The organism is Variovorax sp. TLI9-5A (genome assembly GCF_056867935.1).
Genome location: NZ_CP200310.1, coordinates 5,862,797 through 5,878,375, shown reverse-complemented (window position 1 = coordinate 5,878,375; position 15,579 = coordinate 5,862,797). Strand labels below are relative to the sequence as shown.

Below are 15,579 nucleotides of genomic sequence, written 5' to 3'. Positions count from 1 at the left end.
CATGCGCAGCGCGCTTTCGCGCTTGCCTTCGGCCCATTGCTCCACCGGCGTCACCGCCATCGGCTCCAGCGCCAGGACGCCGGCCGCCTTCTTCTGCACCTTGGCCAGCCACGGCGGCGAGGCCAGCACGCCCGGCAGCTCGTCGGCGCCGGCCACTTCGGACGGGCCTGCCAGCAGCGCGAGCTGCCGGTCGATCACGGCTTGCCCGCCCGCATCGATCCAGGGGCGCAGGGCATCGACCGAGCCCGCGTGCGCGCGCAGCAGTCGCGTGAGGCTGGGCGTGACGAGGTTGGCGTCCTTGCCGCCGGCGGCGACCAGCCGCGACAGCGCCACCAGCGCAGCCTGCGGCCAGCGGTCCACCGCGAGAAGAAGCGCGCGAGCGCAGCCTTCGAGCTGCCAGCCACGCGCGCCAGCGCCTGCACCGCCTCGGGCGTGCCGATGGCGGCGAGTCCGTCGCCGGCTTCATCGGTGGCTGCTCCGCGCTCCAGGCCTTCGACCGCGTCGACGCCGCGCTCCTGGATCAGCGTGGCGACCATGTTGTCGTGGCCCCAGAAGCCGGTGGAATAGCCCACCCGCGCCTTCGCGGCCAGCGCGATGGCGGCGGGGTCGGTGGCGGTGAGCGCCAGCCAGTGCAGCGTCTCGGGCGTGTCCTTCTCGGCCGCGAGGGAGTGCGCCAGCGCGTTCGAGATCTCGGGCGCATCGGGCAGCAGCATCGCGATGATCGGACGGCGGCACGCGTGCAGCTGCGGCAAAGCCTTCTCGATCCGGTCGCGGGCTTCCTGCCAGGCCTCCTGCGGAGCCGCGGCCAGGTGGCGCCGCATGGCCTGCTCGCCCTGGCCCAGCGGGCCGCGCCAGCCGTTGCTCATCGGGCGGGTCACGGTGCTGGTGAAGCGGCTCTTGCGGGTCTTGGTGCTGTGGCTGTAGTCGGTCTCGACCTGCACGTGCTGCGCGTCGAGCATGACGCCGGTGGCATCGGCCAGGCCGTACTGCGCCACCAGGTAATCGACGATGGCCTCGGCCGGCTCGCTCTCGCCGTAGTAGCCCGAGGTGCTCAGTGCGAGCGCGAGCATCAGCGCGTCGGCTTCGGGGTCGGCGCCGGGCGCCGAGCCGGTGGCCGGCGCGCCCACGCGCTCGACCATGCGCTGTGCGGCGGGGCGCAGCGCGGCGTCGCTGCCGTCGACGTCGATCGAGCCTTCGATCTTGCGCTGCGCCAGGAACCACGCGGCCGTCGCGCCACGGTTTTCCACCGGCTGGGGGAAGCGGCGCGACGCGAAGGCCACGCGCCGCATCTCGGGCGTGAAGCGGATCGGCGTGCCGGCGGCCAGCCAGGGCGGGGTGTCGGTGCCGGCAGCTGCATCGGAGGGCAGGGCGGCCGGTGCCTCGGCGCCGCCGGATGCGGCCGCGGCTGCGAGCTGGCGGGCGATTTCCTTGGCGCGCTTGCCCGGCGTGGCGGTGGTGCCCCAGCCGGAGAGCAGGCCCTGGTCCTTGAGCCGCTTGAAGGCGAGCGCCGCGCCCTGTTCGCTCACGCCGTGCTGGCGCTTGAGCATCGCCGCCGACAGCGCGTCGGTCGGCTTGAGCTGGTCGGCTTCGAGCTGCGCGCGCACGGCCTCGAAGGCGCGGTCGGCCTGCGCGTCGATGCTCTCTGCGGGAGCGGCCGCTTCCTGCGTCGCCGGCGCCGCTTTTGCCGTCGCTGCCGGTGCTGCTTCCGCTTTCGGTGCCGCCTCGGCCTTCGGCTTCGCCTCGGTCTTGCCGATGGCCGCGTCGACGGCCACGCCGACTTCGCTGTAGCCCTTGCCGGTCTTCTCGTTCACCAGCTTGGTCAGCGCGGTTGCGGCCTTGGGGGCATCCGCGAACGACTTGGTCTGGCTCTGGCCCGCGGTGCCGATGCGGCCCCAGCGGATGTTGAGTTCGGTGTCTGCCTGCTCGATCTCCCAGAATTTGCTGGCGGTTCCTTCGATCAGTTCAAAACGGCGCATGGAAAAAACGTCCTCCTGTGAATCGATGAAGTGCGGTCGGCGACGATGGCCACGGGTCCTTGTGCATGGGCGCGCAGCTCATTCCTTCCGCTGGGTTCGCCGCCGAGGATAAGGGGCCGGCGTGAAGGCTCGGCCCTCGCGGGGCGCCTGGCGGCAAGAAGATTTCGCTTCCCGCACCTGTCGGCGCGGGAGGGGTACGAAGAAATCATTCACGCGGCCGCGCCGCCGGCACGCCGCCGTTGCCCGAGCTCGCCCGCGAAGGCATAGGTCGGCCCCATGCGCTGCCGGTTGCAGTGCGCCAGCGCGCGTTCGGCCGCTTCGAGCAGGCTGGTCAGCGTGTCGCCGTCGCCGGGGTGGCAGGCGATGCCCATGCTGAGTTCTCCGCCCGCGAGCAGGCGGCCTTCGTAGGTCACCGGTCTCGCGCCGGCTGTCTCGATGCGGATGGCCATCTCCGCGAGCTTCTGCCGTGGCGGGCTGCCGACCAGCAGGATCGCGAAGCTGTCGGGGCCGAGCCGGGCCACCATGTCGTCCGCGCGCACCTGCTCGCGCAGCCGCTGCGCAATGGCCGCCAGGACCGCGTCGCCGCCCGCCTGGCCGTGCCGTTCGTACACGGCATCGAAGCCGTTCAGTCCGATCAGCATCAGCGAGAAGTTGCGGTCCTCGCGCAGCCATTCCGCGCCGCGCAGCTCGAAGCTGGCCTCGCTGGCTGCTCCCGTGAGCGCATCGATGCCCGGGGCGGCCATCAGGGCCTGCGCGCGTGCCTCCAGCGCTCGTTCGTCGCGGATGCGCGCGGCGGCGGCCAGCGCCAGCAGCGCGAGTTCGGCGATCACGGCGGCCTGCGCGAGGCTCGCGCGGCCGGGCGTCCAGAACTCGTCGCCCCAGGCGGGAAGATGCGCGGCCGAGACGCCCGCCAGCATCAGCACGGCGCCCGTGCAGAAGAGCAGGGCCGGCCATGGCGTGCGGCGGCGCACCGCCAGCGCACCCACCACGAGGATCACCGTCGAAGCCGCGACCAGTGCCTGCAGCCCACGAAATATCCAGGGCAGCCGGGTCTCGATGGCAGCGTAGAGCGCCGCAAGGGCCAGCGCGGCAAGAAGCCCGAGCGCGACGCGGTCGAGGCGCGGCGCGAGCCGCGACAGCCGCAGCAACTGCCGCGCGAACTCCAGCCGGCAGGCGGCCCACAGCAGCAGCGCCAATGCAGCCCAGTGTGCGAACGAGCCGTCAGGCGCGAGGCGGTCGAGCCCCGCGAAGGCCGCCAGCGCGAAGCCGCAGGCCAGCACGTACCAGCCATGCATTCGCGCGCTGCCGGACACCAGCAGCAGCACGAAGCCGCAGACCATCAGGCCGGCCAGCAGGCCGAGGCTCATGCCGGCGTCCATGCGTGGCGGCGGTTGGCGGGAACGGGGCGGTGGCGGGGCGGCATCCGGTCGGCTTCAGGAAGAGGGTTGCCGATCGTAGCCTCGAAGCCGCAAGGGGCGGGGGCGTGCCCGCGAGCGCCGGAAATCTCAGACGAAGGGCCGGGCGTGCTGTTGTTGCCGGTGCACTTCACCGCTGCCGGGCTCGGCGATCCGCCGGTGCCGCTCGGCCAGCCGGGGCGCCGGCATCACGCGCGACAGCGCCACCTGCATCTTGTTGCGCCAGCCCGCGATCACGCCGCTTTCGCCGCGCATCATCGCGTCGAAGCCGATGCGCGCGACCTCCGCGGGGTCGGCCTTGTCGCTTTGCCGGCCGACGCGCGTGTCGAGCATGTCGGCGCGCGCGAAGAAGTGGGTGTCCGTCACGCCCGGCATCAGGCAGGTGACGGACACGCCCGTGCCCTTGAGCTCGTTGCGCAGCGCCATCGCGAAGGAATCGATGAAGGCCTTGCTGCCGTTGTAGACCGCCTGGAAGCTGCCGGGCTGGAAGCCCGCGATGGAGCCGGTGATGAGGATGCGCCCCCAGCCCGCCTCGCGCATGTTGCGGCCCACGCACTGCACGAGGTAGATGGTGCCGGTGATGTTGGTGTTGATGACGTGCTGCACATCATGGAAGTCCTGGTCCAGGAAGCCGTGGCCCAGCCCGTGCCCGGCGTTGGCGAACAGCGCATCCACGCGGCGGCCTTCGGTGGCGGCCAGCAGCGTGTCCACGCCGTCGCGGGTGGCGAAGTCGGCGCGCACCGAGAACACGTTGGCGCCGAGCATGCGCAGCTCGGTCTCCGCCTGCGAGAGCGGCTCGTCGGCGCCGATCAGCAGGTCGTAGCCTTTGCGCGCCGCGAGCAGCGCGAGCTGGAAGCCGATGCCGGAAGAGGCTCCGGTCACCACGGCAAGGGGGCGGATGTCTGTGGTCTGCATGGCGGTCTCCTTGAAGACGATGGTGGGGTTTCACTCGGTCATTCATTCATTCAATCGATCGCGCCGTGCCGCATGCGCCGGTGGCGATGCATCGCGGCGGAAAACCCACCGTAGAACGCATGTCCGCCGCGTGCGTAGGAATCTGTCCCGACCGCGCGCCCGCCACGGCATGCGATTGCAGGCTTTTCTTTCAAGGGGTAACGACGCCAGCCTACGCAGCCGTGTGCGTGAACGAGGCACAAAGCACTCCGACATGAGCGAGCAGCACCGCAAGCAGCATCCCTCCATCGAGGAACTGACCCACCGCAACATCGAGGCCATCCTCCATCTCGAGGAGGAGAACCGCCGCTCGAAGCCCGCGCTCTACCGGCTGGTGGCGCGCATCTCGCGCTTCTGCGGCACCGTGGCCTTCCTGTGGTGGAACCTGGGCTTCTTCGCGCTGTGGATCGTGCTCAACCAGTGGGTGTGGAAGGTGGACCCGTATCCCTTCACCTTCCTGCTGTTCCTGGTGTCCATCGAGGCCATCGTGCTGGCGATCATGATCCTCATCGCGCAGAACATGTCGGCCGAGGAGAGCGAGCGCCGCCACCACCTGGACCTGCAGATCAACCTGCTCAACGAGCGCGAGATGACCTCGCTGCTGCGCCTGGCGATGCGCATGGCGCAGAAGATGGACCTGCCGCCCGAATCGCACGACGAGGTGAGGGCGCTGGCCGAGCGCACCGACCCCGGCAAGGTGCTGCACCAGATCGTGGCGGCCGAGGCCGCGCACGGCAACAGGGACTGAAGCGGCGCGCGGCCTGCCTAGAACTCCGCGCCCTCGACCAGGAAGCGCAGCCGCCGCACACCCTGCCACTCGTCCGCGTCGAGCCGGAACGCCAGCTTGACCTTCGGCGGCAGCGGCTCGGTGTGGCTGAACCAGATCGCGTCGATGGGCTGGCCCTGGTGCCTGAGTTTCAGCGACAGGTGCTTCTCGCCCACCAGCCGCTGCGACACCACTTCCACCTCCTCGCTGAAGGTGGGCGGCGCGAAGCCCTGGCCCCACACCTCGCGGTGCAGCGTGTCGACGAGGTCGATGCGCATGTACTCGCGCGCGATGGGGCCGTCGGTCTCGATCTGGCGCGTGAGCGCCGATTCGGCCAGCAGCTCGCGCGCGACCTGCGCGAAGCCTTTCTCGAAAGTCTCGAAGTGCTCGCGTGCCACGGTGCAGCCGGCGGCCATCGCGTGGCCGCCGAAGCGCAGCAGCACGCCCGGATGGCGCTTGGCCACGAGGTCGAGCGCATCGCGCAGGTGGAAGCCCGGAATCGAGCGGCCCGAGCCCTTCAGCTCCTGCTCCTTGCCCGGCGCGCCGCTCGCGGCGAAGACGAAAGTGGGGCGGTGGAAGCGGTCCTTGATGCGCGAGGCCACGATGCCCACCACGCCTTCGTGGAAGCCCGCGTCGAACACGCTGATGGCCGGTGGCGGCGCTTCGATGCCCTCGCCGTCGGCCGCGAACAGCGACTCGGCCAGCAGCAGCGCCTGGTCGCGCATGCCGCCTTCGATGTCGCGCCGCTCGCGGTTGATGCCGTCGAGCATGCGCGCGAGTTCTTCGGCACGGCCCGCGTCGTCGGTCAGCAGGCATTCGATGCCCAGCGTCATGTCGGACAGCCGGCCCGCGGCGTTGATGCGCGGGCCGAGTGCAAAGCCGAAGTCGAAGGTGGTGGCCACGGACGCATTGCGCCCGGCCGCCTTGAAGAGCGCCGCGACGCCCGCCGGCATCGCGCCCGCGCGGATGCGGCGCAGGCCCTGCGCCACCAGGCGGCGGTTGTTGGCGTCGAGCCGCACCACGTCGGCGACGGTGCCCAGCGCCACCAGCGGCAGCAGCGCGTCGAGCTTGGGCTGGGGTTTGCTTGCCCCCCGGCTTGCCACTTCGTGTGCTTCGCCACCCCCCGAGGGGGAGGCTGGCCCGCCTTGGGGCGGCCCGGCGGCGGGCGCAGGCGTATCGAACACGCCGCGCCTGCGCAATTCGGAGCGCAGCGCGAGCAGCACATAGAACATCACGCCGACGCCGGCGATGCTCTTGCTCTCGAAGCCGCAGCCGGGCTGGTTGGGGTTGACCAGCACGTCGGCCGAAGGCAGCTCGGGTCCGGGCAGGTGGTGGTCGGTCACCAGCACCTGCAGGCCGCGCGCCTTGGCGGTGGCCACGCCCTCGACGCTGGCGATGCCGTTGTCGACGGTGATGAGCATGTCGGCGCCGCTCGCGGCCACGCGCTCGGCAATGGGCGGCGTGAGGCCGTAGCCGTCGACCACGCGATCGGGCACGAGGTAGCTCACGTTCTTCGCGCCCAGCAGGCGCAGGCCGCGCACGCCGACCGCGCAGGCGGTGGCGCCGTCGCAGTCGTAGTCGGCGACGATGCACAGGCGCTTGTCCTGCGCGATGGCGTCGGCCAGGAGCGCGGCGGCTTCGCGCGTGCCGTGCAGGGTGTCGGGGGGCAGCAGCAGCGCGAGGCCGTCGTCCAGCTCTTCCTTGGCGCGCACGCCGCGCGCGGCGAAGAGGCGGGCCAGCAGCGGATGCACGCCAGCCTGTTCCAGCGCCCAGACGGTGCGCGGCGGTATCTCTCTGGCTATGATTTTCATAGCGCCTCCAGCACGGTGGCCGCCTGCTTGCGCTCGAACAGGCTCTTCGCCCAGCGGGCCAGACCGCGCGGCTGCACGGTGTAGCGCTGCGAGGCGCGGTCGCCGCACAGCGTCAGCGAGATGTCGCTGGCGCCGCGCGTGTACTCGGCCAGCAGGGCGGCGAGCGGGCCGGCGTCGAGCGCCTGCCAGGCGGCGGCCCAGCCGATGCCGTCGTCGCGCAGGGCGGCGATGCGCAGGGTGTCGTTCACGGTGGGCGCAGTGGCCGTTCCGGTTTCTTCCTTCTTGAGTGCGCCGGTGCCGGCGAGCCAGAAGGAATTGATGGTCGGCACGCCGCGCGCGGCGCGATCGTCGTTCACGCGCTGGGTGTACAGCAGCATCTGCATTTCGTTCTGCAGCCGGCGTAGCGGCCGGGCGCTGTCGGCCAGCGGCGACCACTGCGAGACGGGGTGGCCCACCGCGCGGTCGATGGAGGCGGTGGCCAGCCCGTCGAAGATGCCGGCGCGCGCCAGCCAGCGGCCGGGCACGGGCGAGGCGTGCAGCGCGATGCCGTCCTCCTCGAAGAAGGGGCGGGCGGCTTCGAGCAGGGCGGCCGACTCGGCGGCGTCGATCTCGATGGCGGCCGGGTCGCCCAGCACCACGTCGTCGATGCCTACCTGCCAGTTGCACAGCGTGACCATGCCCCAGCCTTCGGTGTCGCCCGGCGCGGCGATGCCCAGCCGGCGCGCCTCGAGCGCGGCCCAGGGAATGCCGCCGTCGGGCGCGGCGATGCCCAGCGCCTGCGCCAGCGCGCGTTCATGCGGAGGCGAGCGCGTGCTTTCGTCCTGCGTGTCGGTGTCCGCGAGGCTCAGCCGCGAGAGCAGGCTTTCGAGATTGGGAAGCTGAAGCGTGGGCAGCGCCGCTCGGCATGACGGGGAACCGCGGCCGGCGAAGGGAATCAGTAATCGGCGTGGGGAGGTTTCGGCCATCCCCCTATTGTCCGGGAAGGCTCGGGGCCATCCGGGATGCCACAATTCCGACCCTATGCGACTTCCCTACGAACTGCAGCTCGGCTGGCGCTATACGCGCGCAGGCCGGGCGACGCGGCGCAACGGCTTCATCTCCTTCATCTCCGGTGTCTCGATGCTCGGCATCGCGCTGGGCGTGGCGGCGCTGATCATTGTGCTCAGTGTGATGAACGGCTTCCAGAAGGAAGTGCGCGACCGCATGCTCGGCGTGGTGTCGCACATCGAGATCTTCTCGCGCGACGGGCAGGCCCTGCAGCAGCTCGACCAGATCATGGCGGCGGCGCGCAAGCACCCCGAGGTGGTCGGCGCGGCGCCCTTCATCAATACGCAGGCGCTCATCGCGCGCGGCGAGGACATGAAGGGCACGCTGGTGCGCGGCATCGATCCCAAGCTCGAACCCGAGGTCACCGACATCAACGGCATCGCATCGAAGGGCACCTTCGACAAGCTGGTGCCGGGCCAGTTCGGCATCGTGCTCGGCGCGGAGCTGGCACGTTCGCTCTTCGTGCAGCCGGGCGATCAGGTCACGCTGGTGGCGCCGGGCGGGCAGGTCACGCCGGCGGGCGTGGTGCCCCGGCTCAAGCAGTTCACCGTGGTCGGCACCTTCGACTCGGGCCACTACGAATACGACTCCGCGCTGGCCATGGTGCACGAGCAGGACGCCGCCAAGGTGTTCCGCCTCGAAGGCCCCACCGGCATCCGCCTGAAGCTCAAGAACCTCAACGAAGCGCGCGACGTGGCCGACCAGCTCGCCGTGACCCTGCCGGGCGAGTTCCTCATCCGCGACTGGACGCGCCAGAACAAGACCTGGTTCGCGGCCGTGCAGGTTGAGAAACGCATGATGTTCATCATCCTCACGCTGATCGTGGCGGTGGCGGCCTTCAACCTGGTGTCCACGCTCGTCATGACCGTGACCGACAAGCGCGCCGACATCGCAATATTGCGCACGCTGGGCAGCTCGCCGCGCAGCATCATGGGCATCTTCGTGGTGCAGGGCGCGATGGTGGGCGTGATCGGCACCGTGGCCGGCCTGCTGCTGGGCCTGGGCATCGCCTACAACATCGACGTGATCGTGCCCTTCCTGGAGCAGCTCTTCCACGCGAGCTTCCTGCCGAAGGACATCTACCTGATCAGCAAGATGCCCAGCGATCCGCAGCAAAGCGACATCGTGCCCATCGCGATCATTTCCCTGGTGCTGGCCTTCGTCGCCACGCTGTATCCGAGCTGGCGCGCCAGCCGCGTGAACCCTGCCGAAGCCCTGCGCTATGAGTGAAGTTGTTCTGAAAGCCCGTGGACTGACAAAACGGTTCCACGAGGGCAGGCTCGACCTGACCGTGCTGCATGGCGTGGACCTCGACGTGCACGCCGGCGAAACGCTGGCCATCGTCGGCGCCTCGGGCTCCGGCAAGAGCACGCTGCTGCACCTGATGGGCGGGCTCGACGAGCCCACCGCCGGCAAGGTCGAGCTGCTGGGCAAGGACATTGCCCATGCCGACCCGGCCGAGCAGGGGCGGCTGCGCAACCAGCACCTGGGCTTCGTCTACCAGTTCCACCACCTGCTGCCCGAGTTCAGCGCGCTGGACAACGTGGCCATGCCGCTGAAGATCCGCCGCACGGAGCCGCATGAGGCCGCGCAGTCGGCGGCGAAGATCCTCGAGAGCGTGGGCCTGGGCCAGCGCCTGCACCACCGCCCGGCCGAGCTCTCGGGCGGCGAGCGCCAGCGCGTGGCGATCGCGCGCGCGCTGGTCACGCAGCCCGCCTGCGTGCTGGCCGACGAGCCCACCGGCAACCTCGACCGGAGCACGGCCGACACGGTCTTCGAGCTGATGCTCGATCTTGCGCACAGGCACGGCACCGCCTTCGTGATGGTCACGCACGACCAGGACCTGGCCAAGCGGTGTGATCGGGTGCTGCAGTTGGTGGCGGGGCGGTTGGCGGGCTGAGCCGTTACTGGTCTGCGCTGCTGGCTTCGCGGCGCTGCATGACGGCCCGCAACTGGGTCAGATGGCGGTTGGTTCGCCAGCGTGACCAGATGGACAGCAGTGCGAGCAGGATGCCACCTGCTGCGCCTGAGAGCGTCCAGCGAAGGTTGCCGTTTCGTTTTTCTGCCCTGGCTTTGACTGTGGCCGCATAGGTGCATTGCAACTGGCCATTCGCTGCGATCTCGAAGAGCGTGTGGTCATCGTGCAGCGTGGTGACGGCAGTGCCTTTCGACAGCCGGGCGATCTGTTGTTCGCATGCATCGATGGCGAACTGCCGGGAATTGCCATCGGACTCGATGACCGCGTAGTTGATGGATCGCGCACGCCCCTTCCCCGGCTCCATGCCCACGAACAGTCCCGCAGTGCGCGAAAGATCTTCTTTCTTCGTTTCCGGGATGAGTGCCAAAGTGCTGAGAGCGGCGAGCAGCATGGCAACAACGACCCCGACATACAGCGCACCGGACATCCCCCGCAAGCTTTTGTTCATCGCCGGATTCTGCCCCGGAGCGCACTGGACCGGCCATGGAGAGAAGCGGTGCTTGCAGAGTACCTGAGCAGCTTGCCATTGCTTGAAATGTCGCGAAACTGGGAGCCAGTCCGTCAAACAGCCCGACAGTCCAAAACCACAGGAGCCCGTTTCATGCTGCCCATGTTCTCAATGGAATCCGACGACGACACCAAGCCCGCGGCCACTGCCGAGCCGCGCAATTCGTACCTGGAAGAGAAAGCGTTCAAGTCGCGCACGCTGCTGATCTTCGGCGCCATCAGCGATTCGGTGGCCGCCGACGTCACGCGCCGGCTCATCGCGCTGGATGCCGACAGCACCGAAAAGCCCATCGACATCCTCGTGAGCTCGCCTGGCGGGCACCTGGAGTCGGGCGATGCCATCCACGACATCGTGCGCTTCATCAGCGCGCCGGTGAACATGATCGGCACCGGCTGGGTGGGCAGCGCCGCCACCCACCTGTTCCTCGCGGCACCGCGCGAACGCCGCGTGTGCCTGCCGAACACCCGCTTCCTGATCCACCAGCCCAGCGGCGGAGCGGGCGGGCAGGCGACCGACATCGCGATCCAGGCGCAGGAAATCATCAAGGCCCGCCAGCGCATCGCGCACGAGATCGCACGTGAGACCGGCAAGCCCATCGACGTGGTGCTGGCCGACATCGAGCGCGACCGCTGGCTCTCGGCCGAGGAGGCGGTGGAGTACGGGCTGGTCTCGCGCATCATCCAGCGCAAGACCGAGCTGCATGGCTGATCAGGCCTTGGGCTTGTAGGCCACCACGTCGATCTCCACGCGCGCGTCGATCATCAGCCGCGCCTCGGTGGTCGAGCGCGCCGGCTTGTTTTCACCGAAATAGCTCATGTAGATGCGGTTGAAGGCACCAAAGTCGCGCGCATCCTGCAGCCAGCAGGTGCTTTTGCACACGTCGTCGAAGGTGGCGCCGGCCAGTGCGAGCACGGTCTTGATGTTCTCCATCACCTGGCGCGTCTGGGCCTCGATGCCGCCGGCCACGATCTCGCCTTCCTTGTTCACGGGCACCTGGCCCGAGACGTAGATGAAGTCGCCGGCGCGCACGGCCGGGGAGAAGGGGCGGACCTGGCGGTCGGAGGCCAGGGGAGGGGCGCCGAGGTATTCGAGGGGCATGGGAACTCCTGGTTAGTGAAAGAAGAAACAGAACGAGAAGAGGGAAAACGAGCCGCGAGTATCCCTCCGATTTGAAAATCTATTTCAAAATAACCCCTGAACAAGGGTTAACACGGATGATTGGGCATGAATACTGCTTCAAAGTCCGGGCCAACGAGAAAATTTCTTTCACAAACTGGCCCGCCCCATGAAGGAGTTCCCCATGCCCCACGTCGATCTTGTCCAGCGCCTGCCCATGCTGTCGAAGCGCAGCCTGCTGGGAGCCTCCCTGCTCGCGATGCTGTGCGCCGCGCTGCCCCACCAGAGCGCTCATGCCCAGGGCCCGCGCAACTTCGCCACGCTGGCGATGGTGGCGGAGCCGCAGACGCTCGACCCGATGGCCTCGACCGCCGACCTGGTCGGAACCATCATGCAGCACGTGTACGAGACGCTCTACACCTTCGACGCCAAGTGGAACGTGGTGCCGATGCTGGCCGAGGGCATGCCGAAAATCTCGGCCGACGGCAAGACCTACGCCATCACATTGCGCCGCGGCGTGATGCTGCACAACGGCCGCGAACTCACGGCTGACGACGTGGTGGCCAGCCTGCAGCGCTGGATGGACCAGTCGCCGCGCGGCAAGGCCGTGGGCAAGGAAGTCGAGAGCCTCAAGGCCAAGGGTCCGCTGGCGGTGGAGGTGGTGCTGAAGGAGCCTTATGCGCCGCTGCTCTCGCAGTTCGCGCTGCCCAGCGGCATGGCCGCCATCATGGCCAAGGACTCGATCGCCTCGCCGCTGAAGGAGTTCGTCGGCACCGGCCCCTACAAGTTCAAGGAGCGCCGCCCCGACCAGTTCGTGCTGCTCACGCGCTTCGACAAGTACAGCGCGCGCAAGGAAGCCGCCAGCGGCTACGGCGGCAAGCGCGAGGCGGCCATCGAGGAACTGCGCTTCGTGCCCGTGCCCAACGCCAGCACCCGCGTCGAGGGCGCGCTGGCCGGCCAGTACGACTTCGCCGACCTGCTGCCGGTGGAGGCGCTGCCGCGCCTGGAGAAGTCCGGCGGCAAGACGGTGCCGATCATGACGCCCTCGTTCGGCTTCCCGTACCTCGTGCTCAACACCAAGGAAGGCGTGGCGGCCAGCCAGCCGGTGCGCCAGGCGATCCAGACCGCGCTGGGCGAGGGCGAGATGCTCGCGGCCGGCTTCGGCGACACGCGCTTCTTCACGGCCGAGGCCAACCATTTCCCGAAGGGCTCGCCGTTCTACTCGACCGCCGGTGCCGACCAGTACAACCAGCGCAACGCCGCCAAGGCCAAGGAAGCCGCCGCCAAGGCCGGCTACAAGGGCGAGCCGATCCGCGTGCTCACCAGCCGCCAGTACGACTTCCACTACAACATGGCGCTGCTGATGGCCGAGCAGCTCAAGCGCGCCGGCTTCAAGGTCGACCTCAACGTGGTCGACTGGGCCACGCTGGTGCAGCGCCGCAACGACGCCAAGCTGTGGGACATCTACGTCACCCACTCGGGCCAGTTCCCCGAGCCGATGCTCTCGCCGCCGCAACTCGGCGACGGCGCGCCCGGCTGGTGGGACACGCCCGCGAAGAAGTCGGCGTTGCAGGCCTTCAATGTCGAGAGCGACCCGGCCAAGCGTGGCGCGCTGTGGGGCAAGGTGCAGCAGGTGGTGTACGACGAGGTGCCGTACATCAACGTCGGCAAGTTCAACGGCCTCTCGGCCAAGAGCCCGGCGCTGGACAACTACCAACCCGCGACCTGGCCGTTCTTCTGGAACGCGAAGATCAAGTAAGCAGGCACGCAGCAAGCAAGCAAGGAACACAGCCATGCCATCGCGTCGCCAACTTCTGCAAGCCAGCGCACTGGCCTCCGGCCTCGGAGCCCTGGGGCTTACCGCCTCCACGGCTCAGGCCGCAACCTCCGGCCCTGTCTACGCCTACGTCGGCACCTACAGCGACGGCGGCAAGCCGTGGCGCGGCGGCCGTGGCCTCGGCGTGCACCAGTTCGTGCTCGACGGCGCCACCGGCGCGCTCAAGCCCATCCCCGGCGCGCCTGCTGCGGTTGCGAGCACGGGCGAGAGCGCGAAGCTGCGCAACCCCGCGTCGCTCGCGCGCCACCCGAAGCTGCCGATGCTCTATGCGGCCAACGAGTTCGAGGCCGGCTCGGTCTCGGCCTTTCGCATCGGTGCAGATGGCGCGCTGTCGTTCGTGTCCGAGACGGCCTGCGGCGGCAAGGACCCGGCCTACATCAGCGTGCACCCCGACGGCCGCTTCCTGTTCACGGCCAACTACGCCAGCGGCGACGTCAGCGTGATCGCGCTGCGCGCCGACGGCACGCCCGATGCCGGCACCCCCGCAGTCGTCTACAAGGATGTCGAGGCTTGCGGCGCATCCACGCCCTGCAAGCCCGGCGCCGACGTGGTGCCGGCAGCCGCGCGTTCGCACGAAGGCTTCGCCACAAGCGACCACGACGGCCCGCACGCGCACATGGTGCATGCCGACCCGAAGGGCAACTTCGTGCTGGTGGCCGATCTGGGGCTCGACCGCGTCATTTCCTACCGATTCGACCGCATCACCGGCGTGCTGAGCCAGCCCAGCACGGTGGCCGTGTCGGAAAGCTCCGGCGCGCGCCACTTCGTGTTCCACCCGAACGGCAAGTGGCTCTACCTGGTGAACGAAGAAGCATCGACCATCGCATTCATGCGCTACGACAACGCCACCGGCGTGCTCACGCTGGTGAGCGAGACCTCGGCACTGCCCAAGGGCTTCAAGGGCACCAGCTACGCATCGGGCATCCGCATGCTGCCCGACGGCCAGCACTTCGTGTCGCTCAACCGCCTGCACGACTCGATCTCCATCTTCAAGGTCGACGCCCGCACCGGCGCTCCCACGCTGGTGCGCGAGGAATGGTCGCGCGGCAACTATCCGCGCAGCTGCACGCTCGACCCGAGCGGCAGGTTCCTCTACGTGTGCCACAACAAGCAGGGCGACAACGTGACCGTCTTCCGCGTGCGGGGCGGCGACGTGCGCTTCACCGGCCAGTACGTCGCGGTCGGTTCCGCCGCGGCCATCGAGTTTTCCGCGTGATGAAGAAATCGCTGTTCCGCTACATCGCCTCCCGCGCCGCGGGCATGCTGATCGTGCTCGCCATCGTGGCGGTGCTGGTCTTCGTGCTCACGCGCGCGGCCTCGGGCGATCCGGTCTCGGTGCTGCTGGGCGACCAGGCCACCGCGGCCGACATCGCCCGCGTGCAGAAGGAGTACGGCCTCGACAAGCCGCTGCCCGTGCAGTTCGGCTACTGGCTGCGCGAGGTGCTCCAGGGCAACCTCGGCCAGTCCATCTTCCTGCAGCGGCCGGTGACGCAGGCACTGTGGGAGCGCTCCGAACCCACCACGCTGCTCGCGCTGATGGCAGTGGCCATCGCGGCGTTGATCGGCGTGCCCTGCGGCATCGTCTCCGCCGTGTTCCGGGGGCGCGTGGTCGACCAGCTCTTCACCGGCATCGCGATGCTGGGCGCGAGCATCCCGAGCTTCTGGCTGGGCATCGTGCTGATCCAGATCTTCGCCGTGTCCTTCGGCTGGTTCCCGGTGTCGGGCTACGGCGCGCCCGATGCGGCGCTGGCCGAGCGGCTGCATTCGCTGGTGCTGCCCGCCACGGTGCTGGGCCTGCTGAACTCCGCGCTCATCATCCGCTTCACGCGCGCCTCCATGCTCGACGTGCTCGGTGAAGACTATGTGCGCACCGCGCGCTCCAAGGGCCTGAGCGAAAGCACGGTGGTGCTCAAGCACGCGCTGCGCAACGCGCTGGTGCCCATCGTCACGGTGATCGGCCTGACGGTCGCGCTGATGATCGGCGGCGCCGTCATCACCGAGACCGTGTTCGGCCTGCCCGGCGTGGGCAACCTTGTGGTCAGTGCCGTGCTGCGGCGCGACTACCCCGTCATTCAAGGTGCGCTGCTCGTGATCGCCGCGATCTATGTGCTCATCAATTTCTCGATCGACCTGCTGTACGCGGTGGTCGATCCGCGTGTGAAGGTCTGAGC

At 69.1% G+C, this 15,579-nt stretch carries 14 protein-coding genes; 7 read left to right on the top strand and 7 right to left on the bottom strand.

Annotated elements, in window-relative coordinates; genetic code table 11:
- Positions 1–194 precede the first annotated feature (194 nt).
- The 3 genes from AC1VNX_RS28005 to AC1VNX_RS27995 all read right to left on the bottom strand — a co-directional run bounded on the left by AC1VNX_RS28005 (position 195) and on the right by AC1VNX_RS27995 (position 4,306).
- Positions 195–1,976: a WGR domain-containing protein gene (locus tag AC1VNX_RS28005; protein WP_483160827.1), complete on the bottom strand. Its 1,782-nt coding sequence runs from the start codon at positions 1,974–1,976 to the stop codon at positions 195–197.
- 209 nt (positions 1,977–2,185) lie between these two features.
- A complete protein-coding gene (locus AC1VNX_RS28000) occupies positions 2,186–3,343 on the bottom strand; it encodes a GGDEF domain-containing protein (protein WP_483160826.1) in 1,158 nt (385 codons plus the stop codon).
- Between the two features lie 138 nt (positions 3,344–3,481).
- Positions 3,482–4,306 (bottom strand): SDR family NAD(P)-dependent oxidoreductase, encoded by an 825-nt coding sequence (locus tag AC1VNX_RS27995; RefSeq protein ID WP_483160825.1) that lies wholly within the window; start codon positions 4,304–4,306, stop codon positions 3,482–3,484.
- A 253-nt stretch (positions 4,307–4,559) separates the two neighbouring features.
- Here AC1VNX_RS27995 and AC1VNX_RS27990 point away from each other — a divergent pair, with 253 nt between their 5' ends.
- Positions 4,560–5,093: a DUF1003 domain-containing protein gene (locus AC1VNX_RS27990; RefSeq protein WP_483160824.1), complete on the top strand. Its 534-nt coding sequence runs from the start codon at positions 4,560–4,562 to the stop codon at positions 5,091–5,093.
- Positions 5,094–5,110: 17 nt separating this feature from the next.
- Here AC1VNX_RS27990 and recJ read toward each other — a convergent pair whose 3' ends face one another.
- Positions 5,111–6,922, bottom strand: a complete 1,812-nt coding sequence (recJ, locus tag AC1VNX_RS27985; RefSeq protein ID WP_301509991.1) for a single-stranded-DNA-specific exonuclease RecJ — start codon at positions 6,920–6,922, stop codon at positions 5,111–5,113.
- A complete protein-coding gene (locus AC1VNX_RS27980) occupies positions 6,919–7,887 on the bottom strand; it encodes a hypothetical protein (RefSeq protein ID WP_483160823.1) in 969 nt (322 codons plus the stop codon). Before AC1VNX_RS27980 ends, recJ begins: the two co-directional genes overlap by 4 nt.
- Positions 7,888–7,942: 55 nt before the next feature.
- On the opposite strand from AC1VNX_RS27980, the gene AC1VNX_RS27975 reads away from it, so the two are divergent.
- Complete coding sequence (locus AC1VNX_RS27975; RefSeq protein WP_483160822.1) at positions 7,943–9,199, top strand: lipoprotein-releasing ABC transporter permease subunit; 1,257 nt, start codon at positions 7,943–7,945, stop codon at positions 9,197–9,199.
- Positions 9,192–9,869, top strand: a complete 678-nt coding sequence (gene lolD, locus AC1VNX_RS27970) for a lipoprotein-releasing ABC transporter ATP-binding protein LolD (protein WP_483160821.1) — start codon at positions 9,192–9,194, stop codon at positions 9,867–9,869. The genes AC1VNX_RS27975 and lolD overlap by 8 nt, the downstream gene beginning before the upstream one ends.
- 4 nt (positions 9,870–9,873) lie before the next feature.
- Here the strand turns inward: lolD and AC1VNX_RS27965 are convergent, their stop codons facing one another.
- Positions 9,874–10,395 carry a hypothetical protein gene (locus AC1VNX_RS27965; protein WP_483160820.1) on the bottom strand — a complete coding sequence of 174 codons (522 nt, stop codon included), beginning with the start codon at positions 10,393–10,395 and terminating at the stop codon, positions 9,874–9,876.
- 153 nt (positions 10,396–10,548) lie between these two features.
- On the opposite strand from AC1VNX_RS27965, the gene AC1VNX_RS27960 reads away from it, so the two are divergent.
- Entirely contained in the window at positions 10,549–11,163 is a 615-nt protein-coding gene (locus AC1VNX_RS27960; protein WP_483160819.1) for an ATP-dependent Clp protease proteolytic subunit, read from the top strand.
- Here AC1VNX_RS27960 and AC1VNX_RS27955 read toward each other — a convergent pair whose 3' ends face one another.
- A complete protein-coding gene (locus AC1VNX_RS27955; protein WP_483160818.1) occupies positions 11,164–11,553 on the bottom strand; it encodes a RidA family protein in 390 nt (129 codons plus the stop codon).
- Positions 11,554–11,755: 202 nt separating this feature from the next.
- On the opposite strand from AC1VNX_RS27955, the gene AC1VNX_RS27950 reads away from it, so the two are divergent.
- From AC1VNX_RS27950 to AC1VNX_RS27940, 3 genes are read left to right on the top strand one after another with little or no spacing between them, the layout of a single operon-like run.
- A complete protein-coding gene (locus AC1VNX_RS27950) occupies positions 11,756–13,330 on the top strand; it encodes an ABC transporter substrate-binding protein (RefSeq protein WP_483160817.1) in 1,575 nt (524 codons plus the stop codon).
- A 34-nt stretch (positions 13,331–13,364) separates the two neighbouring features.
- Positions 13,365–14,624 carry a lactonase family protein gene (locus AC1VNX_RS27945; protein WP_483160816.1) on the top strand — a complete coding sequence of 420 codons (1,260 nt, stop codon included), beginning with the start codon at positions 13,365–13,367 and terminating at the stop codon, positions 14,622–14,624.
- Positions 14,625–14,635: 11 nt separating this feature from the next.
- Positions 14,636–15,577: an ABC transporter permease gene (locus AC1VNX_RS27940; RefSeq protein WP_483162025.1), complete on the top strand. Its 942-nt coding sequence runs from the start codon at positions 14,636–14,638 to the stop codon at positions 15,575–15,577.
- Positions 15,578–15,579 lie beyond the last annotated feature (2 nt).